This is a genomic window from Corynebacterium guaraldiae (genome assembly GCF_053480195.1).
Window position 1 is genome coordinate 1 of sequence record NZ_JBRBAU010000008.1, and the last position, 25,090, is coordinate 25,090.

The 25,090-nt window shown below is 60.2% G+C and carries 22 protein-coding genes and 1 pseudogene; 16 read left to right on the forward strand and 7 right to left on the reverse strand.

Going from position 1 to position 25,090, the window contains the following annotated elements; translation table 11 throughout:
- On the reverse strand, positions 1-841 hold an 841-nt coding region (locus ACUY3D_RS07440), incomplete at its 3' end, for a biotin/lipoyl-containing protein (RefSeq protein ID WP_448240759.1).
- Positions 842-989: 148 nt separating this feature from the next.
- Between ACUY3D_RS07440 and ACUY3D_RS07445 the strand changes: the two genes are divergently transcribed.
- Positions 990-1,388 (forward strand): oxidoreductase, encoded by a 399-nt coding sequence (locus tag ACUY3D_RS07445; protein ID WP_070519782.1) that lies wholly within the window; start codon positions 990-992, stop codon positions 1,386-1,388.
- Here the strand turns inward: ACUY3D_RS07445 and ACUY3D_RS07450 are convergent.
- On the reverse strand, positions 1,385-1,927 hold the full coding sequence (locus ACUY3D_RS07450; RefSeq protein ID WP_448240761.1) for an isochorismatase family protein: 543 nt from the start codon (positions 1,925-1,927) through the stop codon (positions 1,385-1,387). The two genes, ACUY3D_RS07445 and ACUY3D_RS07450, sit on opposite strands and share 4 nt — an antisense overlap.
- Positions 1,928-1,955: 28 nt before the next feature.
- On the opposite strand from ACUY3D_RS07450, the gene ACUY3D_RS07455 reads away from it, so the two are divergent.
- Entirely contained in the window at positions 1,956-3,230 is a 1,275-nt protein-coding gene (locus tag ACUY3D_RS07455; protein ID WP_448240762.1) for a glutaminase, read from the forward strand.
- A gap of 48 nt (positions 3,231-3,278) precedes the next feature.
- On the opposite strand, the gene ACUY3D_RS07460 is transcribed toward ACUY3D_RS07455, so the two are convergent.
- On the reverse strand, positions 3,279-4,778 hold the full coding sequence (locus tag ACUY3D_RS07460; protein ID WP_448240764.1) for a leucyl aminopeptidase: 1,500 nt from the start codon (positions 4,776-4,778) through the stop codon (positions 3,279-3,281).
- Positions 4,779-4,933: 155 nt separating this feature from the next.
- Here ACUY3D_RS07460 and ACUY3D_RS07465 point away from each other — a divergent pair, with 155 nt between their 5' ends.
- The gene (locus ACUY3D_RS07465) at positions 4,934-6,034 is read left to right on the forward strand and encodes a branched-chain amino acid aminotransferase (RefSeq protein ID WP_448240766.1); all 1,101 of its coding nucleotides are present in this window, start codon (positions 4,934-4,936) and stop codon (positions 6,032-6,034) included.
- Positions 6,035-6,046: 12 nt separating this feature from the next.
- Here the strand turns inward: ACUY3D_RS07465 and ACUY3D_RS07470 are convergent, their stop codons facing one another.
- Both ACUY3D_RS07470 and ACUY3D_RS07475 read right to left on the reverse strand, forming a co-directional pair.
- Entirely contained in the window at positions 6,047-6,964 is a 918-nt protein-coding gene (locus ACUY3D_RS07470; protein WP_448240768.1) for a nicotinate-nucleotide--dimethylbenzimidazole phosphoribosyltransferase, read from the reverse strand.
- Between the two features lie 12 nt (positions 6,965-6,976).
- Positions 6,977-7,669 carry a DUF3043 domain-containing protein gene (locus tag ACUY3D_RS07475; protein WP_180952020.1) on the reverse strand — a complete coding sequence of 231 codons (693 nt, stop codon included), beginning with the start codon at positions 7,667-7,669 and terminating at the stop codon, positions 6,977-6,979.
- Positions 7,670-7,836: 167 nt separating this feature from the next.
- Here ACUY3D_RS07475 and ACUY3D_RS07480 point away from each other — a divergent pair, with 167 nt between their 5' ends.
- On the forward strand, positions 7,837-8,181 hold the full coding sequence (locus ACUY3D_RS07480; RefSeq protein ID WP_070512402.1) for a HesB/IscA family protein: 345 nt from the start codon (positions 7,837-7,839) through the stop codon (positions 8,179-8,181).
- 133 nt (positions 8,182-8,314) lie between these two features.
- Here ACUY3D_RS07480 and asnB read toward each other — a convergent pair whose 3' ends face one another.
- A complete protein-coding gene (gene asnB / locus ACUY3D_RS07485) occupies positions 8,315-10,237 on the reverse strand; it encodes an asparagine synthase (glutamine-hydrolyzing) (protein WP_144675292.1) in 1,923 nt (640 codons plus the stop codon).
- 354 nt (positions 10,238-10,591) lie between these two features.
- Between asnB and ctaC the strand changes: the two genes are divergently transcribed.
- The 12 genes and pseudogenes from ctaC to ACUY3D_RS07545 form a co-directional block, all read left to right on the forward strand.
- Positions 10,592-11,671 carry an aa3-type cytochrome oxidase subunit II gene (ctaC, locus tag ACUY3D_RS07490; protein ID WP_070519800.1) on the forward strand — a complete coding sequence of 360 codons (1,080 nt, stop codon included), beginning with the start codon at positions 10,592-10,594 and terminating at the stop codon, positions 11,669-11,671.
- 19 nt (positions 11,672-11,690) lie between these two features.
- A complete protein-coding gene (gene ctaF, locus ACUY3D_RS07495) occupies positions 11,691-12,122 on the forward strand; it encodes an aa3-type cytochrome oxidase subunit IV (RefSeq protein ID WP_070533361.1) in 432 nt (143 codons plus the stop codon).
- A 556-nt stretch (positions 12,123-12,678) separates the two neighbouring features.
- Positions 12,679-13,290, forward strand: a complete 612-nt coding sequence (gene ctaE / locus ACUY3D_RS07500) for an aa3-type cytochrome oxidase subunit III (RefSeq protein WP_369815732.1) — start codon at positions 12,679-12,681, stop codon at positions 13,288-13,290.
- Positions 13,291-13,357: 67 nt separating this feature from the next.
- Complete coding sequence (gene qcrC / locus ACUY3D_RS07505) at positions 13,358-14,245, forward strand: cytochrome bc1 complex diheme cytochrome c subunit (protein ID WP_070519807.1); 888 nt, start codon at positions 13,358-13,360, stop codon at positions 14,243-14,245.
- The gene (gene qcrA, locus ACUY3D_RS07510) at positions 14,242-15,462 is read left to right on the forward strand and encodes a cytochrome bc1 complex Rieske iron-sulfur subunit (protein WP_070519809.1); all 1,221 of its coding nucleotides are present in this window, start codon (positions 14,242-14,244) and stop codon (positions 15,460-15,462) included. Before qcrC ends, qcrA begins: the two co-directional genes overlap by 4 nt.
- Positions 15,462-17,084: a cytochrome bc1 complex cytochrome b subunit gene (gene qcrB / locus ACUY3D_RS07515; RefSeq protein WP_070561948.1), complete on the forward strand. Its 1,623-nt coding sequence runs from the start codon at positions 15,462-15,464 to the stop codon at positions 17,082-17,084. Before qcrA ends, qcrB begins: the two co-directional genes overlap by 1 nt.
- An 886-nt stretch (positions 17,085-17,970) precedes the next feature.
- Positions 17,971-18,600, forward strand: a complete 630-nt coding sequence (locus tag ACUY3D_RS07520) for a C40 family peptidase (RefSeq protein ID WP_070533388.1) — start codon at positions 17,971-17,973, stop codon at positions 18,598-18,600.
- Positions 18,601-18,758: 158 nt separating this feature from the next.
- Positions 18,759-19,835, forward strand: a complete 1,077-nt coding sequence (locus ACUY3D_RS07525) for a C40 family peptidase (protein WP_070683229.1) — start codon at positions 18,759-18,761, stop codon at positions 19,833-19,835.
- Between the two features lie 3 nt (positions 19,836-19,838).
- Positions 19,839-21,002: a glycosyltransferase family 4 protein gene (locus ACUY3D_RS07530; RefSeq protein ID WP_448240770.1), complete on the forward strand. Its 1,164-nt coding sequence runs from the start codon at positions 19,839-19,841 to the stop codon at positions 21,000-21,002.
- On the forward strand, positions 20,995-21,951 hold the full coding sequence (locus tag ACUY3D_RS07535) for an ROK family protein (RefSeq protein ID WP_269948007.1): 957 nt from the start codon (positions 20,995-20,997) through the stop codon (positions 21,949-21,951). Before ACUY3D_RS07530 ends, ACUY3D_RS07535 begins: the two co-directional genes overlap by 8 nt.
- 66 nt (positions 21,952-22,017) lie before the next feature.
- Positions 22,018-22,764 carry a lysophospholipid acyltransferase family protein gene (locus ACUY3D_RS07540; protein WP_269948008.1) on the forward strand — a complete coding sequence of 249 codons (747 nt, stop codon included), beginning with the start codon at positions 22,018-22,020 and terminating at the stop codon, positions 22,762-22,764.
- Positions 22,765-22,836: 72 nt separating this feature from the next.
- A pseudogene (locus tag ACUY3D_RS07545) lies at positions 22,837-23,751 on the forward strand (acyltransferase family protein); the annotation flags it as partial.
- 35 nt (positions 23,752-23,786) lie between these two features.
- Here ACUY3D_RS07545 and ACUY3D_RS07550 read toward each other — a convergent pair.
- The gene (locus tag ACUY3D_RS07550) at positions 23,787-25,049 is read right to left on the reverse strand and encodes a glycosyltransferase 87 family protein (protein ID WP_448240772.1); all 1,263 of its coding nucleotides are present in this window, start codon (positions 25,047-25,049) and stop codon (positions 23,787-23,789) included.
- Positions 25,050-25,090: the final 41 nt, after the last annotated feature.

Sequence of the window (25,090 nt, forward strand, 5' to 3'; positions counted from 1 at the left end):
TTTCGGTGTCGACCTTGTCGGTGGAGACCTCGAGGAGTGGTTCGTCGACCTCGACGGTGTCGCCGACGGACTTCAGCCACTGGGTGATGGTGCCCTCGGTGACGGACTCACCGAGTTCCGGCATCTCTACGTCGGTGGCATCACCAGAAGCAGCAGGAGCCTCGGACTTCTCCTCGGCCTTTTCCTCTGCCTTCGGCTCTTCCTTCTTCTCGGCCTTTTCTTCCTTGGCGGCAGGCTTCTCGGAAGCGGCGGCGGAGCCGTCGCCGATGCGGGCGATGACGGCGCCGACGTCGACGGTGTCGTCTTCCTCGGCGAGGATTTCAACGAGGGTGCCGGCGACCGGGGACGGGATTTCGGTGTCGACCTTGTCGGTGGAGACCTCGAGGAGTGGTTCGTCGACCTCGACGGTGTCGCCGACGGACTTCAGCCACTGGGTGATGGTGCCCTCGGTGACGGACTCACCGAGTTCCGGCATCTCAACGTCGGTGGCATCACCAGAAGCAGCAGGGGCCTCGGACTCAGCGTCTTCAGCAGGCTTGTCCGGAGTCTCCTCGGCCTTCTCGGAGGAATCCTCCGACTCCTCAGCAGCCGGTGCGGACTCGCCCTCGTCACCGATGATGGCGATGACCTCGCCCACGTCTACGGTGTCATCTTCCTCTGCCTTGATTTCGAGGATGGTGCCGGCGACCGGGGATGGGATTTCGGTGTCGACCTTGTCGGTGGAGACCTCGAGCAAAGGCTCGTCGACCTCAACGGTGTCGCCGACGGACTTCAGCCACTGGGTAATCGTGCCTTCGGTTACAGATTCGCCCAGTTCGGGCATCACAACAGAGTGTGCCATAAGTATTAAGACTCCTCGAAAGTTGGAATTATTGAAACGCTAGTGTTCGATTCTACAGCGTGTTTATAAAAGGCGCGCACGGGTGGGGTGAATTAGGGCATCCTCCGCGCGATGGGGCTCAAGGATGCCTCCGGTAGGCTAAAGAGCCATGTTCAACCCCTTCCGCCGCAACAGCTCTAAGTCCCAGCTGCGCCCGCCCCGCGCACCGGGGGAGACGATTCGCGCAGAAGACGCCCGGGAGCTTCAAACCTGGGCACAGGGACGCGCATATATCGAGGCCTTCGTTGAGCCGGAAACCGTGGTCAACGAGATGTCCGTGGTCGTAGTTGATGAGAACGGCGCCTTCATCCGCCGCCGTATCGGCGGGCCGAAAGGGATCGATGCGGTAGCCAAGCTGCTTCGATGCGATGTCTATGACGTCGAGGAGACCGGCTATCCGCAGCGCATGCGCGAGCGCATTGAACGCGAACGCATCCTGCGCAAGAGGGAAGAGCAACGTGAACGCCGCGAGCGCTTTGAGCAGCGCCAGCAGCAGAATAAGGACTAGTCCTTCACGATGGTTGCGCCCGCATCCGCGAGCTCGGCAAGCGCGGCGGCGCCACGGGACTCATCGACAGGCGCGCAGTAGCGTGCCAGAACGCGGACGGCGAAGCCTTCCTTAACTGCGTCGAGTGCCGTGGCCCGCACGCAGTGATCGGTGGCGATGCCAACGATGTCCACGGCGGTGATGTTGTGCTCACGCAACCAGTCTGCCAATGACACACCATCGGCCGCGCCTTCGAACCCGGAATACGCAGCGGTGTATTCGCCTTTGCGGAAGTAGGCTTGGGCGGCGCCGATGGATTCGTGCATGGCGGCACCAAAGGAATCAGCAACGCAGTGCACTGGCCAGGAATCGACGAAGTCGGGCGATCCGGAAAAGTGGCTGCCCGGATCGATGTGCCAGTCCTGGGTAGCCACGACGGTGTCATAGCTGGGCTGAAGGGCGCCGATACGGTCAGCCACCTCGTTGCCTTTTTCGGTGGCAAGTGCGCCGCCAGGGCAGAAGTCATGTTGGACGTCAACGATGATGAGTGCAGGTTTCATACGCGGTAATTCTATAGGCTGGATGCCGATGAAATCACCGATTCCTTTTTATCTACAAAAAATCCTCGACCGCGTTCACGACCACGATTCCGGCGAGGTCGCGGACTATATCCCAGAGCTGGCCAGCGCAAACCCTGACCAACTCGGCGTAGCCCTGTGCTCTGTGACGGGGCACCTGTACAGCGCTGGCGAGGCGGAGAACCGCTTTACCATCCAGTCCATCTCCAAGCCCTTCGTCTACGCGCTGGCGCTGCAGGAGCTGGGGCTCGATGAGGTCCGTGAAGTCGTCGGCCTAGAGCCCTCCGGCCAGGCCTTTAACGAGCTTTCCCTGGCAAAAGATCACCGCCCAGTGAACCCGATGATCAACGCTGGTGCCATTGTGGTCAACCAGCTCATCAACGGTGTGGACTCCAGCGTGGAGGACCGCGTGGAGAAGATTCGTTCCTTCATTTCAAAGCTGGCGGGGCGCGAGGTGGACGTCGACAAGCGCCTGTGTGACTCCGAGCTCGAGCACGCCGAACGAAACCTTTCGCTCGCGCACATGCTGCGTTCTTATGAGATCATTCAGGACGATGCCCACGACGCGGTACTGTCCTATACCTCGCAGTGCGCGCTGTCGGTCGACGTGCGCGACCTCGCCGTCATGACCGCGACTTTGGCCAATGGTGGGCGCCAGCCGGTGACAGGGGAGAAGATTCTGGACGCCGATGTGTGCCGCATGACCTTGGCAGTGATGAGTTCGTGTGGCATGTATGACGGCGCGGGGCGGTGGATGGCGGAAGTGGGAATCCCCGCTAAGTCGGGTGTGGCCGGCGGGCTCATTGGTACGCTGCCGGGGCAGATTGGTGTGGCGACGTTCTCGCCGCGCCTCGATGAACAGGGCAATAGCGTGCGCGGCACCGCGATTTTCCGCGAGCTTTCCTCGGACATGGGCCTGCACCTGATGTCCACGGAGAACCGCTTCGGCGTGCACCCGGTGCGCAGCGTCGATGAAGATGATGATACGGCCATCATCCGCCTGCAGGGCCACATCAATTTCACCGCTACGGAAGCCATCCTCCACGAGCTGGAGGAGCGCCAATTCTCTGGCAAGCGCCTAGCGCTGGACTTCTCGCAGGTTTCCGGCCTGCACACGGTGGGCCGGCGCATGCTCAAGGAAGGCCTGCGCCGGCTGCGTGAGGGCGGCAACGAGGTGGCGCTTGTCGACGATAACGGGGTCGTCACCGACCGCGCGATGTCCGACGGCACCGTCCTCCCGCTGGCGGACAAGGAGGACTACGTCATCGCCGGCGAAGAGGTGTGAGCGGCCTAAAGCCGCTCACACGACGGGCCTAGTCAAAGCCGCTCTGATCTAGGCTTCGGCAATCTCGCGCAGGGTTGCCACCACGGTGCGCACCGGCACACCGGTGGCGCGCTTCGGGGTGTAGCCGCGCGGAGCGGAACCGTTCCAGGAAGGGCCGGCGATATCGATGTGCGCCCACTCGATGCCTTCGCCTACGAACTGCTTGAGGTACGTGCCAGCAAACTCCATGCCGCCTTCACGCTTGGCGTTGATGTTGCGGATGTCCGCGGCCTGGGACTTAATCTCCTCGTCGTGCTCCTCCAGCAGCGGCATCGCCCAAGCGTTTTCGCCCACCTCGCGGCCGATTTCGGCGATGCGATCGCGGAAGACCTCGGAGCCCATAACACCCGCGGTGCGAGAGCCCAGCGCCACGATCTGTGCACCAGTAAGAGTGGCGGTCTCGATGAGGTAGTCGGGCTTGTCCTCGCTGGCGCGCGCAATGGCGTCGGAAAGCACGAGGCGGCCCTCGGCGTCGGTGTTGAGCACCTCGGAGGTCAGGCCACCGTAATGGGTAATAACATCGCCCGGGCGGGTGGCGCCAGAGCCCGGCATGTTCTCAGCCAGCGGCAGGGTAGCGGTGATCTGAACCGGCAGTTTCAACTTGGCAGCCGCGATAATGGTGGCCGCCATGGCAGCCGAGCCGCCCATGTCCGAGATCATGTCCCACATGCCATTGCCCGGCTTCAGGGAAATGCCGCCGGTATCGAAGGTGATGCCCTTGCCCACGAGAGCCACGTGCTTCTTGGCCTTCTTGGGCTTCCAGCTCAGGCGCACCAGGCGCGGCGGGCGGGCCGAGCCCTTGCCCACAGCCAAGATGCCACCGAAGCCCTGCTTTGCCAGCTGCTTCTCATCGAGCACCTCGACGTCAAGCCCGGCCTCCTTGGCCTGGCTGGAAAGGATGGCGGCGTAGGACTCCGGGTAGAGCTCGTTCGCCGGGGTATTCACCAAGTCGCGGGTGAACAAGACAGACTCTGCCACGGTGCGAGCGGCCTCGAACTCCTCGGAGGCGGACTTATCAGCCACGACGACGAAGGTTGCCGGCTGTTCCTTCTTAGTGAGCTCGGTGGAGCGGATGCCGCGGTAGGCGTAGCCGCCAAGGATGAGGCCTTCGACGGCGGCGCTCACACCGAAGTCCGCGAGGGTGGTCACGATGGTGCCCACGCCAGTGGTGGCACGGGCGGCGCTGCCCGCGGCGCGGCGCAGTGCTTCATCGTCGAGTTCCTCGACGCCGCCCAAACCCAACGCGATGACCTGTGCAGCGCCCGCCTTTTGCGGGGCGGGGACCTTCACGATTTCCCCAGCCTTGCCCGTCGCCCCCACTGCGGTGAGCGCCTCATACGTTGAGCGCAGCGCCGAGGAGCCGAGCAGGGAGGTACCCGGCACCTCGAGCCCATCCTCGCCAGCAAAGGTTGCGATCAACAGGGCGTCCGCCTGCTTGGGGGCCTTCTTGGCCAGCTCAACGGTGGGGAAAGAGCCGCGTGCGGGCAATTCGAACGTGGTAGAAGCCACGATGTCCTCCTTGAGAAAAGTGACAATGGGATACTCCTCACACCCTACCCGTGTCCATGATGTGGGACGCGTCAGGGGCGATGCGCTCAAGGGGTGACTACGCCGCTAGGGCATTTCTGCATATCTATAGGTGTTGGGGGAGTACGCTATGAAACATGTTGAATTACACCGTGACGCGAACTGAAAACCCCACCTCCCCGGAGCGCCTGCAGGAGATTTTGGCGAACCCGGGCTTTGGTAAGTACTTCACCGACCATATGGTGACGATTGACTGGACCGAGGACAAGGGATGGCACGACGCGCAGGTGCGCCCCTACGCGCCGTTCAGTATGGATCCGGCGTCCACCGTCTTCCATTACGGCCAGGCTATCTTCGAGGGCATCAAGGCCTACCGCCAGCCCGATGGCAGCATCGCCACTTTCCGCCCGGAGCAGAACGCGCAGCGTCTGCAGGCTTCCGCGGAGCGTATGGCTATGCCGCAGCTCCCGGAAGAAGAGTTCATTGAGTCCCTGCGCCAGCTTGTCGACGTCGACCAGGCCTGGGTCCCCGAAGCCGGTGGCGAAGCAGCTCTGTACTTCCGCCCCTTCATGATCGCTACCGATGTGTCCCTGGGCGTGCACCCGGCGCACTCCTACCGCTATGTTGTCATCGCCTCCCCGGCCGGCGCGTACTTCTCCGGTGGTATCAAGCCGGTGTCCGTCTGGCTGTCCACCGACTTTGTTCGCGCCGCCCCCGGCGGCACGGGTGCGGCCAAGTTTGCCGGCAACTACGCGGCCTCCCTGCTCGCTCAGGCGCAGGCAGCGGAGAAGGGCTGCGACCAGGTGGTGTGGCTGGACGCCATCGACCGCACCTACATCGAGGAGATGGGTGGCATGAACTTGGCCTTCGTCTACGGCGAAGAGGGCAAACAGACCCTGGTAACTCCGGCGTTGTCGGGCTCGCTGCTGCCGGGCATTACCCGCAAGTCCCTGCTGCAGGTGGCCGAAGATATGGGCTTGAAGGTCGAAGAGCGTCGCATCACCTACAAGGAGTGGGAGCACGACGTTGCCTCCGGTGCGATGGTGGAGGCCTTTGCCTGCGGTACCGCTGCCGTCATTACCCCGGTGGGCCACGTCATGGGCACCGATACTGATTTCCACATCAACAACGATGAGGCAGGGGCCACGACGATGGCTTTGCGTGAGCGCCTCACCGGTATCCAGCGTGGGTCCGTTGAGGATACCCACGGCTGGCTGCACACGCTGGTGGAGGCTTAGAGCGCAATTCGCTTAGGCAAGCTCGGCGGCCAGCTGCACCAGCGGCAGGGCCGCGAGCGCGCCGAGGGGGAAACCTTCGCTTAGATTCAAATCGAGCAGCGGTTCAATCCCGAGCTCCTTGAGAGCGAGGGCATACGCCGGTTCGGGGGTCGTGCTTCCCGCGCGCAGCCAGCCTTTCACGCCGGGGGCACTGCGCTCGGCGAGGACGGCGGCGGTGGCGGCCAGGGGGCCGTCGATAAGCACCGGAGTCCGCCGCGCCGTGGCTTGGGCGATGAAACCCACTAGCGCTGCCACACTCGGGGTGCCGATGGTCTGCACAACTTCCCAGCCCTCCAGGTTGCGGGCGCGGAACATGCAATCACGGACAATGCTCACTCGTGTCTTCCACTGTGCATCCGTAATACCGCTGGCGAGCGTATTCGTCCCCACGATGGCCACCGGTTCAGTGTGGGTAATCCGGCCCATAAGGCTTGCGGCGACGGTCGCGTCATCGATGCCACGAGCCGACGCTATGAGTAGATCCGAACCGGAATCGATCTCGCGATCTGCGGTGGCCATGCCCACATCGATGAAGGATTCGAACTCCGCAGGGGTCATGGCGGCGGAGGAGGCGCCAGGCTCAGGGCTGGTGGACTCTGCGCTGGTGCACTCGACGAAGTCTATGCCTGCCCCTGCGCGCTGCGCAGCGCTGAAGAGGTGATCGCGCCACCGTTCCTCATCAGCAGGGGATTGTTGCGTGAGCGCGCCGGCATCGGTCGTGTCCACCGCGATAGCGGGATTTCTGAGAAAGACAATGGCGCGAGGGCGCTGAAGGGGCTTAGCCTGCTGAGAATCCTGGGCTGCCGCCAACCACGCCGCAATCTCTGCCACGCGGTTTGGTTGTGCTGCGGTTGAAGGGCGAAGCTGGGGAACGGCGGTGAATTCAGGCATGTGTCCTCCGGTCTAGACGGTGGCTCCGCGCTCCACCTGCGGGCGCGGGGTGCGCCACTTACGCGGCTGGGAGGCGCGGGAGTACGCGTAGAAGCCTAGGCCAAAACCGGCCTCGGTGGTGCCGGGGAACTTGAGACGTACGGCGTTATTGCACTTGCGCGCGAGCCAGAAGCCCTCGACCGCGAAGACTACGATGACCGCCATGGCGCCGATAGAAATGATCTGGGACAGGCGCGGGTCCCGGGTGCTGACGAACATGAGCACCAGCAGCACGATGGCAAAAGGCATGACCCACTCGTTAATGAAGCGGCGGGAATCTACCCAATCGCGCACGTAGCGGCGGACCTCGCCCTTATCGCGGGCGAGCAGATAGCGCTCGTCGCCAGCAGCCATGCGCTCCTGTGCCACCTTGTTGCGCTCGCGGGACTCTTGGCGCTCCTTGCGCTTGTATTCCTTCCATTCCGCCTTGGACATGGAAGCCTTGAGCTCCTTACGGTGCTGGTAGCGCTGTGCATCCGACATGCCTCGGGGATCGCGCTTGACGCCGCGGGCGATTTCTTGCGCATCGCGCTTGGGCGTGGGCCGGCCCTTCGGCGGCGTGTAGCCCTTGCGGTGCGGTTTCTCGGCGGCGGGTTGCTCTTCCGGCGCCGGGGTTTGTTCGGCGGGTGAAGAGGTCTTGTCATCTTTTTGCCACGGAAGTTTCACGCTGTTTAGCGTACAAGGTCGCACGGACATACTGGGAATAGGCCCGCGGGAGCCGGCGTTGAGGAAAGGGAGCACGACACTGTTCGACTGCGAGGCATCCTTTCTTCCTCTCCTGTGAGGGGGTAGGGTGGGCTCCAGAAAATTCCGTAAATATAAGAGGAGAAACCATGACCGCTCCCGCGTCTGCAACCGGAGTTATCCTGACCGAGGCCGCTGCTGCCAAGGCAAAGTCCTTGCTTGAGCAGGAAGGCCGCGATGATCTCTCGCTGCGCATCGCCGTCCAGCCGGGTGGCTGCGCTGGCCTGCGCTACCAGCTCTACTTCGATGACCGCACTCTGGATGGTGACAAGGTGGACACCATCGGCGGCGTTAACCTCGTCGTAGACAAGATGTCCATCCCGTACCTCACCGGTGCCAAGATTGATTTCTCCGACACCATTGAGGCACAGGGTTTTACCATCGATAACCCCAACGCTGGCGGTTCCTGCGCTTGCGGTGACTCCTTCAATTAAAGTCACATAGACGATATGCCGAAGCCCTCGCCATGTGGCGAGGGCTTCGCTTTTTATTCTTCAATCTTCTCGGTACCGGGTTCCCGGTACCGTTTCCTACTTCTGGAAGTTGGACAGAAGAGGGTGGGTGACTCTAGAGCTTCACGGGATAATCGCGCTGCTCAATCTTGGGGTCGATGCGCTCTTCCACGAAGATGCCGTGCCAGATCATGAAGGACAGAACCGTCCACAGGCGGCGCGAGTGATCGGATACTCCGTCGCGGTGTTCCTTGAGCATCTCCAGTACTTCCTTCTTGTTGAAGATGTCCTCGGTCTGGGACTCCGTGATCTGATCTTGGGCCCAACCGTAGAGTTCATCGCCGGCCAGCCAGTGACGCATGGGAACTGGGAAGCCAAGCTTCTTGCGGTGCAGCACGTGCGGCGGGACGATCTGCTCCATGGCCTTGCGCAGCGCGTACTTGGTGGTGCCGTGCGAAATCTTGAGGTCATAGGGGATGGTCTCCGCGACCTTAAACACTTCCTTGTCAAGGAAGGGCACGCGCAGCTCGAGCGAGTTGGCCATGTTCATCTTGTCGGCCTTGACCAGGATATCGCCGCGCATCCACGTAAACAGGTCGAGGTGCTGCATGCGGGCTACGGGGTCGAAGTCCTGAGACTGCGCATAAATCGGCGCGGTCACCTCGCGGTGGTCCCATTCCTGTTTAGCCCAGGGCAGGACGCGCTGGAGCTGCTCGAAGTTGAAGGAACGAGCATTTCCGTAGTAGCGCTCCTCCATGGTCATGGAACCGCGGTTGAGTAGGGACTTGCCCTTCATTCCTTCGGGGAGCACCTGCGAGAGCTTGCCCAAGCCGCGGCGCAGTGGGGAAGGAATCTTCTCAAACGGAGCCAGCGAGAGTGGTTCCTTATAAATGGTGTAGCCACCAAAGAGCTCGTCTGCGCCTTCGCCGGAAAGTACCACCTTGACGTGTTTGCGGGCCTCCTGGGCAACGAAGTACAGCGGCACGAGGGAAGGATCCGCAACGGGATTGTCCAGGTACCACATGATCTTCGGGACGGCGTCGGCGTACTCCTCGGGGGAGACAATTTTGACGATGTGCTCCACACCGATTGCCTCGGCAGACTCGGCGGCGACATCCACCTCGGAATAGCCTTCCCGCTCGAAGCCGGTAGTGAAGGTGAGCAGGTTCGGATTGTGGCGCTTGGCCAAGGCTGCAATGGCAGTGGAGTCAATGCCGCCGGACAGGAAGGAACCTACGGTTACATCGGCACGCATGTGCTTCTCGACGCTATCCTCCAACGCCCGTGCAATCTTGTCGAAGAGCTTTTGCTCTTCGCCCTGCTTAACGGGCTGAATAGGGAAGCGAGGCTTGAAGTAGCGCTCAGACACGACCTTTTCGCCGGGACGAAGAGTAACGGTGCAACCCGACTCGACGCGGCGAATATTGGCGTGGAGGGATTCCGGTTCCGGCACGTACTGCAGGTCGGTGTAGTGCTCGATGGCGCGCTTATCAAGGCTGAGATCTAGACCTAGCGAATTGGCCATCGAGAGGATGCACTTCATCTCGGAGGCGAACACCGTGCCGGCAGCCGTGGTGGCGTAATAGAGGGGCTTGATGCCGAACTGGTCTCGAGCGGCAAACATCGTGCGCGTTTCGGTGTCCCAGATGACGAAACCAAACATGCCGCGTAGGTGCTCTACTACGTCCTTGCCCCAGTGGTGGTAGCCGACGACGATGGGCTCACCATCGCCCTCGGTGTTAAAGGTGTAGCCGGCGGCGATGAGCTCTTCGCGCAGCTCGACGTAGTTATAAATCTCGCCGTTGAAGGTGAGAGCGTAGCGCTGCGGGTTGTCTTCGGGACCCCAACGCAGCGGCTGGTGGGAGTGCTCGAGGTCGATGATGGACAGGCGGTTAAAGCCAAAAGCCGCATCATCGTCATGCCAAGTACCAGCAGCGTCGGGGCCGCGATGGCGCATGCACTGGAGGGACTGCTCGAGTGCCTCCACGTGTTGGGCGGCGTTGCGATCGGCGCTGAGTAGCGCGCAGAGTCCGCACATAAACTTGCTTCTCCTTATATATCAAGGTCTATCCTCGACACACTTTACGGCTGGAGTTGGGCGATCTGCGAACCCCGCGCCGCGCTCCCCGTTAGGGTGCGAACTTTCGGATGATGCACAGCAGTATGCCTTGTGAATTGAGTCATAGGCGGAAGGGGGAGGGTGGGGTAGCTGGTGTGACCTTGCGCAGGTGGGCCGGTAACATCCCGTACGTTCACTATTTATAGAGCGGAACTAACACCTGATCAGTCCAGCGAAAGGGTCTGAAATTCAGGCATGATCCTCTATCCTGATTGGGTAGGAATGCTCTGTGAGTATTCGAGAAGTTTGTGTGCACAGAAAGGCAGAACACACGTGGGACAGCGTAAGCAACGCAACCTCGGCCGTAAGGCAGGCTTGGCGGGCGTTATCGCTCTGGGCGGTCTAGCTCTGGCAGGTTGTGACGTCGCAGCGCCGACGGCCGTTGAAAATCTCCTAGGTATGGGTTGGCCGAAGGGTGTTACCCCTGAGGCTCACTCGATGTACAACTTCTGGATCTGGGTCTGGGTTGCTGCATGGATCATCGGCTTTATTATGTGGGGTCTCTTCCTCACTGCCATCTTCCGTTGGAGCGCGAAGAAGGCTGAGAAGGCTGGCAAGGGCGAGTTCCCGAAGCAGCTGCAGTACAACGTGCCGCTGGAGATGGCTTTGACCATCATTCCGATCCTTATCATTATGGGCCTGTTCTTCTTCACCGTTCAGGCACAGCAGAAGGTTACGGCCTTGGATAAGAACCCTGAGGTCACCGTTGACGTGACTGCCTTCCAGTGGAACTGGAAGTTTGGTTACGCCGAGAACAAGGTTGATGGCGAGAATTACAATGGCGCCGATACTGAGCGCCAGAAGCTCGCTGAGGAATCTGCTGTGGATCCAGAGGGTACTGCGAACCCCAACCCGATTCACGGTAAGTCCATGGGCGACATTTCCTACCTCAACTTCAACAAGATTGAGACCGTCGGTACCACCGAAGAGGTTCCGGTTCTGGTTCTCCCGGTAGACACTCCGATTGAGTTCCGTCTTGCCTCCGGTGACGTTTCCCACGCATTCTGGGTTCCGGAGTTCCTGTTTAAGCGCGATGCCTACGCACACCCGGAGAAGAACTCCCAGGAGCGTCGCTTCCAGGTTGAGAAGATTGAGGAAAAGGGCGCCTTCGTCGGCCGCTGTGCTGAGATGTGCGGTACCTACCACTCCATGATGAACTTCGAGATCCGCACCGTTGACCGCGCGGACTTTAACGAGTACCTCAAGTTCCGTGAGGAGAATCCGCAGGCAACCAACGCCGAGGCCCTTGAGCACATTGGTGAAGAGCCTTACGCAGTTACCACTACTCCGTTCAACTCGCTGCGCGATACCCGCGATGCCGACAACTTCGTTGACACCTCGTCTGCGGCATAAGAAAAGGAACTGATACACAATGCGTGCAACATCTAAGGTCTTTTACGCAATTGCGACCTACCTCTTCGTGTCGCTCATCGTCTACATCATTGGTGTTAACTACGTCAAGGATGATGGCTACCTATACGGCACCGAGTGGGTCGGCATCGTCGGCATGGTCCTTGCCATGCTTCTCTGCATCATGCTGGGCGGCTACCTCCACTTCACCGATAACCGCGTTGACGTTACGCCGGAAGATTGGGAGGAGGCGGAGACTGAAGATGGAGCCGGTATCCTCGGCTTCTTCTCTCCGAGCTCCATTTGGCCGCTGTGCATGACCGGCTCCATTGCGGTGCTGGGTCTTGGTATCATCTACCTCTACTTCTGGATGATCATTCTGGGTGCTGTCCTGCTCGTGACGTCCGTTACCGGCCTGTCCCTGCAGTACGGTATTCCGAAGGAAAAGCACTAAGGCTAAAGCCACATCTGCCGCGCGATTTAGCGCCACGACTTCTCACGCCCCTGCCACGCAACGTGGCGGGGGCCTTGTCGATCTTCAAGGCGTCGCGAAGCGTTGCAAAAAGTTCCCGGAGGCCCCAAAAAACTTCGTGTAGCCCGGCAGACTGGGGAAGGGCTTGGGGTACCAGGATGGCTGGGAGCAGGTCGGCCGTAGGAATTCCAGCACGTTAACGTGCGTTTTTACGGGGGTCATCCGAAAGTTGCAGTCCTGCACTTACGCGGCCGAGCGGGGGTGTGATTTATCTCATTAGGGCACGTCATGGGGAAGTAGCTCTGGCGGACGGGCTCCGGGTAGTTGACGTGCTTTGAATGCTTGCCGTCTTCGTTAGTACGTTGCACTACCTGCAGGGATGGGGCGTCGTAAAGCGCGGTGAAAAGTTCCCAACTATTTCCTGAATGATTTGGGGGCTCCGGACGAGCTGAAGATAGTGAAGGTCTATGCTCTGGCCTCAAAAAAATCGGGGGGAAATGAGATGACTTATGCGGCTAGACCAGCCATACTGTTATGCGTGACGAGCGTAGTTTCTAACCAAGGTATGGCAGCACCACGTGTTGCCGCGCTGAACCGACCCAACATGGTCAGCGTTGGCACCATCGTGTTCCTGTCTCAGGAATTGATGTTCTTTGCTGGACTGTTCGCGATGTGGTTCACCTCGCGTGCGAACGGCCAGGAGGGTGACTGGGCTGAGCACACCGCGCACATCAACGTGCCGATGGGCTTCATCATTACGACAGTCCTGGTTCTTTCCTCCGTGACCTCTCAGTTCGGCGTGTTTGCAGCAGAAAGGGGTGACGTATACAAGCTCCGACTCTGGTACTCGGTGACCATCGCGTTGGGTGTTGTCTTCCTAGGCATCATGGCGTTCGAGTGGACAGAGTTGATCATGGCTGGTGTCACTGTTCAGTCCAGCGTGTTCGGTTCGGTCTTCTACATTCTGACCGGCTTCCACGCGGCTCACGTGACTGCGGGTCTGATTTCCTTCGGAATCATCTTGGCGCGCATCGCCCGCTCCAAGTTCACGCCTGCACAGGCCACCGCGGCAATGGCAGTGTCCTACTACTGGCACTTCGTTGACGTTGTGTGGATCGGCGTGTTCGTAGTCATCTACCTAGTTCAGTAGGCCGTAGTCGCCGGGGAGCAACCGGCCTACAGCCATTCATTTCCATGTACGAGTTATCTAAAGGAAAATGATGGATAACATCCAGCAGCCCGCCGCAGTGGAAGACACCACTGCCGCGGCTAAGAAGACCCGCCGTCGCCGCAAGGCGAAGCGCACGCTGGCTGGCGTCTTTGCGCTGAGCATCGGCCTTACCGGCGCTGGCGTCTTGGCTTCTGCCTTGACCCCTGACGCGCAGGTGGCTACAGCCGCAAAGGATGACCAGGCACTCGTTCAAGAGGGCAAGGACATCTACGAAGTCGCTTGTATTACCTGCCACGGCGCTAACCTGCAGGGCATCCAGGACCGCGGCCCGTCCCTCGTTGGCATTGGTGCCGGCTCCGTGTACTTCCAGGTTCACTCCGGCCGCATGCCGATGATGTCTAACGACGCTCAGGCTGAGCGTAAGACTCCGCGCTACACCGAGCAGCAAACCCTGGCGCTTGCCGCTTATGTTGCTGCCAACGGTGGCGGTGCCGATATCGTCTACAACGAGGACGGCTCCGTTGCGCAGGAATCCCTGCGCGGCGCTAACTACAACGGGCAGATTCAGGCAGAGGACGTAGCTAAGGGTTCTGAGCTCTTCCGCATGAACTGCGCGTCCTGCCACAACTTCACCGGCAAGGGCGGCGCGCTGTCCTCCGGTAAGTTTGCCCCGCCGCTGGCTCCGGCCAACGAGCAGGAGATCTACCAGGCAATGCTGACCGGCCCGCAGAACATGCCGAAGTTCTCTGACCGTCAGCTGACCGCAGACGAGAAGAAGGACATCATCGCCTACCTCAAGTCTGCAAAGGAAACCCCGTCCCCGGCCGGCTGGTCGCTCGGCGGTCTCGGCCCAGTGGCTGAGGGCCTGGCAATGTGGATCATCGGCATCAGCCTTCTGTGCGTTGCCGCTATGTGGATTGGATCTCGCTCATGAGCAACGTAAAGAAGAATTACTCTCGCAAAGAGCTCGATGCTATGAGCAACGACGAGCTCGCAGCACTCGGCACCGAGCTTGACGACGTCACCGTCGCATTCCGCAAGGAACGCTTCCCGGTCGAGGGCGACCCCGCTGAGAAGCGCGCCGCCGGCAATGTCACCTTCTGGCTCATCGTTTCTGTACTGATGGGCATCGCCTTCCTTGGCGTTTACCTTTTCTGGCCGTGGCAGTACAAGATGCTGGGGGAGGACGGCCTGTGGTGGCACACGCTCTACACCCCGCTGCTGGGCCTGACTTCCGGCCTGTGCATTCTGGGCCTGGGCTTCGCCATTGTTCAGTACGTCAAGAAGATTCTCCCGGAGGAGATCTCAGTCCAGCGTCGCCACGACGGTCCTTCCGAAGAGGTTGACCGCCGCACGCTGACCGCGCTGCTTAATGATTCTTGGAACACGTCGACGCTGGGTCGCCGTTCCACCATCAAGGGTCTGCTCGGCGGCGCCGGCGTTCTGTTCGGCCTGACGGTTATTGCGCCGCTGGGTGGCGCCATCAATAACCCGTGGAAGAAGCGCCACGATCTGAACTATGCCGGCGACGGCACGTTGTGGACCTCCGGTTGGACCATGCATGAAAAGGGCGTCAAGCTCTACCTTGCTCGCGACACCGGTACTATTGCCGAGAAGCATGAAGGCGAATCCGGCACTCACTACACCACCCGCGGTGTTACCCGCCTGGTTCGTGTACGTCCGGAGGACCTTGCGGCCGGCGGCATGGAGACCGTTTTCCCGCTGGCTGCTGAGGATGTCAACGATGGTGCTGAGTACTCCGAGGACAAGGACGTCTACGAGAACCACATGCACTCCATCCATGGCAACCGTAACGCCGTGATGCTCATCCGCCTGCGCAACGATGACGCCAAGAAGGCCATCGAGCGCAAGGGCCAGGAGGACTTCCACTACGGCGATTACTACGCCTACTCCAAGATTTGTACCCACATTGGTTGCCCGACCTCGTTGTACGAGGCTCAGACCAACCGCATTCTCTGCCCGTGCCACCAGTCGCAGTTCGACGCTCTGCACTACGGCAAGCCGGTCTTCGGTCCTGCCGCCCGTGCACTTCCGCAGCTGCCGATTGACGTGGACGAAGAGGGCTACCTCATTGCTAAGGGCAACTTCATCGAGCCCGTCGGACCTGCATTCTGGGAGCGTAAGTCATAATGAGTAACAAACTTGCACAGATGGGTAACAACATGGACGAGCGGTACTCCGCTGCCGGCGTCCTGCGTACCCAGCTCAACAAAGTCTTTCCCACTCACTGGTCCTTCATGCTCGGTGAGATGGCACTGTACAGCTTCATCATCTTGGTGCTGACCGGCATCTACTTGGCGCTGTTCTTCGATCCTTCCATTACGAAGGTCATTTACGACGGCGCTTACACCCCGCTCAACGGTGTGGAGATGTCGCGCGCCTATGCAACTGCGCTTGACCTCTCCTTCGAGGTCCGCGGTGGTCTGTTCGTGCGCCAGATGCACCACTGGGCAGCACTCATGTTCATGATGTCCATGATTGCCCACATGCTTCGCATCTTCTTCACCGGTGCGTTCCGTCGCCCGCGTGAGGCTAACTGGATTATCGGTTGCGCCTTGATTCTCTTGGGCATGATCGAGGGCTTCCTCGGTTACTCCCTTCCGGACGACCTCCTCTCCGGTGTCGGTCTGCGAATCATGTCCGCCATTATCCTGGGCCTGCCGATCATCGGCACCTGGCTGCACTGGGCCATCTTCGGTGGCGACTTCCCGTCCGACCTGATGCTGGATCGTTTCTACATCCTGCACGTGCTGGTTATCCCGGGCATCATTCTGGGCCTGATTGCAGCTCACCTCATCATGGTCTGGTTCCAGAAGCACACCCAGTTCCCTGGACCGGGCCGCGCTGAGAACAATGTTGTTGGCGTCCGCATTATGCCGGTCTTCGCCACCAAGGCCATTGGCATGGGCATGATGGTTGCCGGCGTGCTGGCACTCATCTCCGGTCTGATGACGATTAACTCCATCTGGAACCTTGGCCCGTACAACCCGTCTCAGGTTTCCGCTGGTTCCCAGCCGGATATTTACATGCTGTGGACTGACGGTGTTGCTCGTGTCATGCCGGCATGGGAGCTTTACATCGGCAACTACACGATTCCGTCCGCCTTCTGGGTTGCACTGCTCTGTGGCTTGATGGTTGTGTTGCTGTTTGCTTACCCGTTCATCGAAAAGAAGCTGACTGGTGACGACGCCCACCACAATCTCTTGCAGCGCCCGCGCGATGTCCCGGTTCGCTCCGCTATCGGCGCGGCTGCCATCACGTTCTTCCTTCTGGTGACGCTGTCCGGTGGTAACGACCACGTGGCTCACTTCTTCCAGATCTCCCTGAACGCGATGACCTGGGTTGGCCGTATCGGCCTCATCGTCCTGCCGCCGATCGCTTACTTCATGACCTACCGCATCTGCGTTGGTCTGCAGCGCTCCGACCGTGAGGTCCTGGAGCACGGTATTGAGACTGGCGTTATTAAGCAGCTGCCGAATGGTGCCTTCATTGAGGTCCACCAGCCGCTTGGCCCGGTGGATGACCATGGCCACCCGATTCCGCTCGAGTACTCCGGTGCCGCGGTTCCGAAGCAGCTCAACCAGCTTGGTCTGGCTGACTCCGAGACGCAGGGCATCTTCTCTTCCGATGACCCGTCCATCGTCTCCCGCGTCAATGAGATTCGCCACGAGAACCACGCTGAGGAAGCGGAGATGTTCCGTCAGCTCAACGAGGCTAATCGCCGCGAAGACGAGGAGAACGGCCGCATCTAGCGCCTTCACTCGCTGAAACACGCTCACAAGAGCCCGTGTTCCTTCCCAATACGAGGAAAGGAGCACGGGCTCTCAGCGTTTCTGTATCCGCTTCGTAGCGCTGTGGCGGGCTTCAGGGCGCACTGGTGGGCCCTGACTCGGATAAGCGCTTCATGGCTCTGCCATGGTTGGGTAGAGCGGCTGCAGTTAACTTTCCGTTAACGGTGAGTCAACTTTGCTCCTTAATGTCACGCAAGGTGGCTGATCTCTGGTGGGGTGAGGAATAGTACTGGGGGTCGGTGGAGGAATCTGCTAAAAGTCCACAGCATTTCTTGATTCTTTGGTGGTGTTTTAGGAGTGCACTGTGGGTAGGTTGGGGCATTTGATGCCCGGCATTACCGGTGTGTGACGAAGGTTACATCACTAATTTTATGGCGGATTCTGATTCCGGTCATGCGCTATTGGTCTAGCGGTCTCGCGTTGGCTGGCGACCCTGTTGTGGCAGGTTGTTGCCCGTATCTTCTGGCGGGTAGTGTGTATTGGAGTCGGGGCTGCGCGGGGGATGTCTTTTAGGTTTCCGTTTGATAACAGGACGGTAACGAAGCCGGTTTTGCGTTTCTGACTCGACATCGCTTGTGATGATTTCGTAACCTATTCGAGACATTGAGTTACCGACACGGTGTACACATCACCGGTGCTCAATACGAGCTGAAGATTTAAGCGCCGCGTCTGGCCCCTCCTAAAACCGGGGGCCGAGCGGAGATGGCTCTACAGGAATGGGTCATCGTCGAACGCTAGGCCCGCCCCTTGGGTCAGAGCTTTTGCCCGCGCCATCAAGAAGGTGAATGAATGATTCGCCGTCTTGGCGGGCGAAGTAGGCGCATAGGAAGATTTGGAGTTTAAATTCGTGGCTAAGCACCGTCGTCAGGGCAACGTGAACACCCGTCGCATCGCATCTACCGCTGCTATCGCAGCAACCGCAGCTGTCACCGTACCGGCTGCCGCCAACGCTGCCGAGGTCGTTGTTCCGGACACCGACATCCGCTTCGAGGTTGCCGGCTTGGAGAACGTCCCTAACATCCAGCAGCTGCCCAACGTTGATCGCTACATCCCTGCCTTCAAGGCAAACCAGGGTGGCGGCTACGCCGCTGCTGTTGAGTCCCCGGCGGCACCGGCCCCGGCGCCGACCCAGTCCGTGGGCGAGAAGGTTCTTGAAGCCGCTCGTTCCGCCATCGGTTCCCCGTACGTCTACGGCGCTAACGGCCCGAGCGCCTTCGATTGCTCTGGCCTGACCTCCTGGGCTTACCAGCAGGCTGGTGTGTCCATCCCGCGTACGTCCCAGGCGCAGGCATCTGCCGGCACCCCGGTGTCCCTCGATGCGCTGCAGCCGGGTGACATCATCGTGTACTACTCCGGTGCATCTCACGTTGGCATCTACACCGGCCATGGCACCATCATTGACGCTCTGAACTCTGGTACCCCGGTGGGTGAGCGTTCCCTGAACTACATGCCGATTCACTCCGCAGTTCGCTTCTAAGCGCATTCGGTAATCGTCCGAACCCCTTCCGCCGCTCTTGCCATGTTGATGGTGAGGGTGGGGAAGGGGTTCGGCTATTCTTGTAGGCGTTATGTTTTTGCTCGACTGAGGGTATAATTCAGTTATCTATTAACCTTCTCTAAGTTTCGGGGGTATCCATGTCGCGTCGTGGCCTTGCGTGTGCGGTCGCTGCACTTGCCTTGAGCACGGTTCCAGTTGCCGTCCTTTCACCGTCGGCTGTGTCCCAGGAGGTTTCTCCGGAGCAGCAGCAGGAAGGCGCTCCGCAAGCGGAGGATCCTGAAGACCTGCCCGGCCTCATTGAGCGCATGGCGGACGTCGCCCAGCGCGTGTCTGCCAAGGGTGAGGAAGTCAAGGGGCTCGAGGATGAGCTCGCTGAGTCGGAGAAAGAGATCGGCGAGCTGGAATTGAAGGCCGAGGAGGCGCAGCGCACTTCCGAAGACGCCTCAGCCGCCGTGGCTGAACAACAGGAACGCATCGATGCTCTAGCGCAGAAGCGCTATCGTAGGAATGCCGCTGCAACGTCGGTCTCCGCCGCCCTCAATGCAAATGACGTGGCCAGTGCAGTAGAACGGATGGGCTATCTAGGTGCCCTATCCAAGGCCGCGAAGCGTGAGGAAGACGCAATGGTCGCGGCTTCCGCAGCGGCCGACAACGCGCATCAAGAGGCGGTTGATGCCGCCGAGGAGGCACGCCATAAGCGTGACGAGCTGCAGGTAAAGCGTGACTCGGTGCTGAAAGAAAAGGCCGAGCTGGAAGAACAACAGAAGGAACTTGAGGCCACCGTTGATGGCTTAAGCCCAGAAGCGCGTGAGGCATGGGTCCAGCACTTCGGTGGATCCTCCGACCTTGACTTGGCTGCGCTGGCCGATGGGTCCGGGTCTGCCGCTGTGGAAGCCGCTCTCAGCCGTATTGGCGCCCCGTATGGCTGGGGCGCAACGGGTCCTGATGTTTTTGACTGTTCTGGCCTGATGGTGTGGAGCTATCAGCAGATGGGCAAGAGCATTCCGCGCACCTCGCAGGCGCAGCTCGCCGGTGGTACGCCGGTGCCGCTGGACCAACTCCAGCCCGGCGATATTGTGGGCTATTACCCCGGCGTTACCCACGTGGGAATGTACATCGGTGACGGCCAGATTGTTCATGCCTCCACCTATGGCGTCCCCGTGGCCGTGGTGCCGCTGAATTCCATGCCGGTGGAAGGTGCCGTACGCTATTAGGACATGGCGCGCACACTCCTCGTCACCAATGATTTCCCGCCCACCATCGGCGGGATTCAGTCCTATCTCCGAGACTTTCTGGCGACCCTCAACCCGCAGGACGTCATCGTCTTTGCCTCGACCCAAGACGGGGACGCCGCTGCGGAGTATGACTCGACGCTGCCCTATACCGTGGTCCGCTGGCCGCGCTCCATCATGCTGCCAACGCCTGCTACGGCCCGCCAGATGCAGCGCCTCATCCGAGAACACGATATCGAGGCCGTGTGGTTTGGTGCCGCGGCCCCACTCGCGCTCATGGCGCCGGCAGCGCGTGCAGCGGGCGCGCGCCGCATCGTAGCCACAACGCACGGGCATGAGGTGGGGTGGTCCATGCTTCCTGGGGCACGGCAAGCCTTGCGCAGGATCGGCAAGTCTTCGGATGTCCTCACGTATATCTCGGACTACACGCGCAACAGGTTGGAGCCCGCGTTCGGCTCGGGTGCGCGGTGGGTTCATTTGCCCTCGGCGGTCAACCTGGAGGATTTCACTCCACCAACCGCAGATGAGAAGCAGGCGGCCCGCGCGCATTTCGGGTTGGGTTCCGGCCCAGTAATTGTCTGCATCTCCCGCCTGGTCCCGCGTAAAGGGCAGGATCAACTCTTGCGCGCTATGCCAGCGGTGCGTGGGCGAATTCCAGATGCGCAATTACTCATTATCGGACGCGGCCGCTACGAGCCGACCTTGCGTGAACTTGCACATCTGTACTGCCCAGACGCCGTGATTCAGGAGGCGCGGGATACGGCGGAATTGCGTTTGGCCCTCCATGCGGCCGATGTATTCGCCATGCCTGCGCGCACACGAGGCGGCGGACTCGACGTCGAGGGACTCGGCATTGTTTACCTTGAGGCGCAGGCGGCGGGGCTGCCAGTGGTTGCTGGAGATTCCGGCGGAGCGCCGGAGACGGTGACTCCGGAGACAGGGCTCGTTGTGCGCGGGTCTTCGGTACCGGAGCTCGAGGAAGCACTGTGCACGTTGCTTGGCGATGCCCCCCGGGCCCACCGTATGGGGGCAGCCGGGCGCCGCCACGTAGAGGAGCGCTGGACGTGGGAAATCATGGGCGCACGATTGCGCGAGATTCTTGAATATGATCGAGGGCAAGCCGGGGTATATCCTACTAGTCATGCTTGAACACACTCCCTCCGCTGAAGACGGCCGCAGTGGCCTCACCATCGGATTCGATATTGGTGGAACAAACCTGCGCGCCGCGGTGATTGATCCCGCCGGAGAGATTGTGGATTCGATGAGCGTGCCTACGGCCATGGAAGCGCGAGAGCTCGAAGATGACATCGTGCGTTGCGTCGACAGCCTCGCAGCTTCTCATGACATTGATGCCGTTGGGCTTGCCCTCGCAGGGTTCTTGGATCCCGAATGCGAGATTGTGCGTTTTGCTCCGCATTTGCCGTGGCGGGACGCCCCAGTGCGTGAAATCTTGAGCAAGCGCTTGGACGTTCCTGTCCGGCTTGAGCACGACGCCAACTCGGCCGCGTGGGGGGAGTGGCGCTTTGGTGCAGGGCGCGGGGCGAAGGAATGGGTTTTCTTCGCTGTCGGTACCGGAATTGGAGCCACGCTATTTAATGACGGCACGATCTACCGCGGAGCTTTCGGCACTGCCCCTGAGTTTGGGCACCTTGTTGTTAACCCCGGTGGGCGCTTGTGCTCCTGTGGCAAGCGCGGCTGCTTGGAGCGCTACGCTTCCGGTACTGCACTGCCGGATACCTTCGCAGAATTGCGTGGGAAGTATGAGACCGCGCTTCCTGAGAAACCTTCCGGCGAGGACATCACTGCCGCGGCGCGTCAAGGAGATCCGCTGGCCACAGCCGTTATGGAGGACTTTGGACAGTGGCTCGGCCAAGGCCTGTCAATGGTGGCGGACGTACTTGATCCGGAGCTCATTGTTATTGGTGGAGGTGTGTCGCAGGACGCAGATCTATTCCTCGATACCGCCCGTGAGTGTATGGCACAACAGATCGTCGGCGCCGGTCACAGGCCTCTGGCCCGAGTCGCAACCGCGAAACTGGGTTCCGCGGCGGGTATGATTGGTGTCGCTGATCTCGCCCGCCAGGAGCACCGAGGTTAACACCGCACATTTTTCTTTCACTGGACAGCGCGGCCTGTTCGGCATAAACAGATAGGACTATAAGCGATGCGAAACAAGTGGTACTGGGCCTTTAAGCACATCTTTTTTGGCCCGGCCCTTCGAGTATGGAACCGCCCATGGTCCGAAGGAATGGATCGCATCCCGGAATCCGGTTCGGCTATCTTGGCATCCTCTCACCAAGCCGTCATGGATTCTTTCTACTTCCCCCTGTTATGCCCGCGGCAGATTACTTTTCTGGCTAAGAGTGAGTATTTCACCACCCCCGGTTTCGTTGGCGGCCTGCAAAAGTGGTTCTTTAGCTCCGTGGGGCAGGTGCCGATTGACCGCGTCAACAAAGACGCGAGCGACGCCATGCTAGCGAGCGCGCAACGCATTATCGGCCGTGGGGATCTCTTTGGAATCTACCCGGAGGGAACTCGTTCGCCCGATGGACGCATTTACAAAGGGCGCACCGGCATGGCGCGCATCGCGTTGACCACTGGTGAGCAGGTAATTCCGATCGCCATGATTAATACCCGGAAGGCAAACCCGATCGGTTCATGGATTCCGCGCCCGGCTCGCGTCGGCATGCGCGTGGGTGAGCCCATCGATCCCCAGGCGTGGGCTGCCGAGCGCAACCTTGATCCACAGGACCACGCTACCGTGCGCGCCTTCACGGACTACGTGATGAAGCAGCTGGCTGAGTTGGCAGGTAAACCCTATGTCGACGTGTACGCCTCCGATGTGAAGGCCTCTCTGCAAGCTGGACACGGCTACCCGGAAGGGGCCGAGCCCGGTTCGGAGGCACGGTAGTCAGTGTCTTCTTCTCTAACCAAACGCCTGGCGTGGCCCGATGTAGCGAAAGGCATCTCCATCCTGGGCGTCGTGCTTCTGCACATCACGCTCACCGTTCCTGAATCAGGGAAGACGTGGCTGGCGGCCTTTAACGTCTGGCTGGATCCGCTTCGCTTACCTCTGTTCTTCTTGGTGAGCGGCTTTTTTGCCCAGAAGGTTTTTCGCTTTAGCTTCGCGGAGCTTTTCACACGCCGCCTGTGGTACTTCCTCGTTCCCTATGTGGTCTGGATGCTCGTTGAGCAACAAACCAAACGCGTGGAGTACCACTGGGTCTTTGGAGATCCCATCTTCGATGTTGGCCAAATGACAGCCAGCCTGCTCGTGGGCCATTCCATGGCATGGTTTTTGCATTCGCTGATTCTGTTCAACATCTTCTTGTGGTGCGTACGCAAGCTCCCCGGGTGGGCAGCGATGGCGCTGAGCTTTAGCCCGATTCTGTTCACCGCTTGGCAGGCGCAATACACCTCGATTGCGAAGGCCATCATGTTTCTCCCGGTCTTTGTTGGCGCTGCCTATTTCCGTGATGCCATTTCCGACTTCGCTGCAGCTATCGAGGCACCGTTTAAGGGCATATGGGATCACCGCAGTTTTTGGGCGTATTCCGGGATGACAGTGGCCTACGCCATCGGCTTTTTTACTCGCCGCGCGTGGGATAACTTCTCCGGAGAAGTTGACGTTACGTGGTTGCTCCCGGGCGCGGAGGCGCTGGTGAGGGATGACGTTCATATCCTTGTTCGCATGGTAGAGCAGTTCTTCGAGGTCCCAGTGGGAATCGCGGTGGCGGTTGTGGTGTCCTATATTCCGGCCCTGTCCACCGGACTGCGTTTCATCGGTGCTCACACGCTGCCTATCTATCTTGGGCATCCCATCGGTCTCACCGTTCTTTATGGCTACCCCATGGCGCTCCATCCTCGGGAGGTTAGCCTGGCGGGCCAGTGGCCGCTGGAAAACACGTGGTTCTGGCTTAGCATGTGCGTTCTTTATTGCGCAGTCGCGTCGCTAGCACTGTGGGCTTTGGGCAAGGTGCCCGTCGTGGGCTGGACGCTTAAACCGCCGCCAATCGGTGCGGGTCGGCGAAAAACGGAACCGTCGTCTGTAGGCTCAAGCCTGAGCCAGCAGCTCACCGCGACAAGAAACACGACGAGCAAGAAATAGTCGTTGCCCGGAATCTGCTGCCACCACGACCACGTCAGCTCCAGCTGCTCATTGTGCGGGACGAGCCAGTGGCCGCGGGCCAGCAACGTCAGCCCTGTGAGGGCAGCTAGGAACCAGTGTCGGCGGGCGGTCAGATATACCGCTGCCAAGCAGAGCCACGTGAAATGGTGAGACCACGAGACCGGGGAGCACAGCAGCGCCGCCGAGGAAGCGAGCAGCACGAGCTCGACCTGCGATGATGTATGCTCCATAAGCCACCACAGAAGCGCGACGATGGCGATGCATCCGAGAATCCAAAGAGCTGATGCTTGCTCGGGGACAATGCGGCTTAGCAGGCCGCGGAGTGATTGGTTGCCGGAGTAGGCCAGCCCGCCGATGCGCGAGGAATCACGAAGGGTATCGGTCCAATACACCGCGGAGCTTGCCGGGGAGGCGAGGTGCCCCACCACGCCACATGTGACGAAGGACCCCACCGCAGTGGCAAGAGCGCGCCAGTCGCGGCGAACGAAAAACACGGCGAGGAACACCGCTGGGGTGAGCTTGATGGCTATTGCAATGCCTGTAAGCACACCACGCCACGAGCTTCGTGGGCTCAGCAGTAAGCAATCTACAACGACCGCCGCGGTCAACAAAAGGTTCACTTGGCCGAAGCTGAGCGTCTCAGTAACCGGTTCCATCAGCATGCAGGCGCACAATGCCCACGAGGACCACCAACCAGGTCGCTCAGTAGCACAGCTCCGAGAAATCACGGCATACAGGCAAACCCACAGCGCCCCGAGCGATGCTGCGGTAAGAAGAACGGACAGCGGCCACAACGGGAGCCATGACACCATGGCGAAAAGCGCTGCAGCAAAAGGCGGGTAGGTAAAAGGCAGCGAAAAACCGTTGTCGAGCACATAGCTCTGTGCGTAAAGATTCTCTCCGCGTAGAAGCGCGCGTCCTCCCTCGCGATAGACATCGAGGTCAATGTGGTAATAAGGTGCAATGCTGCCGCTGCTGAATAATGCCGGAAGCTGGATAATCCACGCTAGGGAGGCCAGCCCTGCTATGAACAAGGGGAGAAGAGGGGAGGAGAGAGCTTTCTTCACGCAGTTGAGTATATACCCCCAGTGGACAGGCGTATGTGGGC

Bases quoted from the DNA above. Each gene is read 5' to 3' on its own strand.
- ACUY3D_RS07445 (WP_070519782.1), top strand. From the start codon at position 990: ATGTTCAACCCCTTCCGCCGCAACAGCTCTAAGTCCCAGCTGCGCCCG.
- ACUY3D_RS07450 (WP_448240761.1), bottom strand. From the start codon at position 1,927: ATGAAACCTGCACTCATCATCGTTGACGTCCAACATGACTTCTGCCCT.
- ACUY3D_RS07455 (WP_448240762.1), top strand. From the start codon at position 1,956: ATGAAATCACCGATTCCTTTTTATCTACAAAAAATCCTCGACCGCGTT.
- ACUY3D_RS07465 (WP_448240766.1), top strand. From the start codon at position 4,934: ATGTTGAATTACACCGTGACGCGAACTGAAAACCCCACCTCCCCGGAG.
- ACUY3D_RS07470 (WP_448240768.1), bottom strand. From the start codon at position 6,964: ATGCCTGAATTCACCGCCGTTCCCCAGCTTCGCCCTTCAACCGCAGCA.
- ACUY3D_RS07480 (WP_070512402.1), top strand. From the start codon at position 7,837: ATGACCGCTCCCGCGTCTGCAACCGGAGTTATCCTGACCGAGGCCGCT.
- asnB (WP_144675292.1), bottom strand. From the start codon at position 10,237: ATGTGCGGACTCTGCGCGCTACTCAGCGCCGATCGCAACGCCGCCCAA.
- ctaF (WP_070533361.1), top strand. From the start codon at position 11,691: ATGCGTGCAACATCTAAGGTCTTTTACGCAATTGCGACCTACCTCTTC.
- qcrC (WP_070519807.1), top strand. From the start codon at position 13,358: ATGATGGATAACATCCAGCAGCCCGCCGCAGTGGAAGACACCACTGCC.
- qcrA (WP_070519809.1), top strand. From the start codon at position 14,242: ATGAGCAACGTAAAGAAGAATTACTCTCGCAAAGAGCTCGATGCTATG.
- qcrB (WP_070561948.1), top strand. From the start codon at position 15,462: ATGAGTAACAAACTTGCACAGATGGGTAACAACATGGACGAGCGGTAC.
- ACUY3D_RS07525 (WP_070683229.1), top strand. From the start codon at position 18,759: ATGTCGCGTCGTGGCCTTGCGTGTGCGGTCGCTGCACTTGCCTTGAGC.
- ACUY3D_RS07530 (WP_448240770.1), top strand. From the start codon at position 19,839: ATGGCGCGCACACTCCTCGTCACCAATGATTTCCCGCCCACCATCGGC.
- ACUY3D_RS07535 (WP_269948007.1), top strand. From the start codon at position 20,995: ATGCTTGAACACACTCCCTCCGCTGAAGACGGCCGCAGTGGCCTCACC.
- ACUY3D_RS07540 (WP_269948008.1), top strand. From the start codon at position 22,018: ATGCGAAACAAGTGGTACTGGGCCTTTAAGCACATCTTTTTTGGCCCG.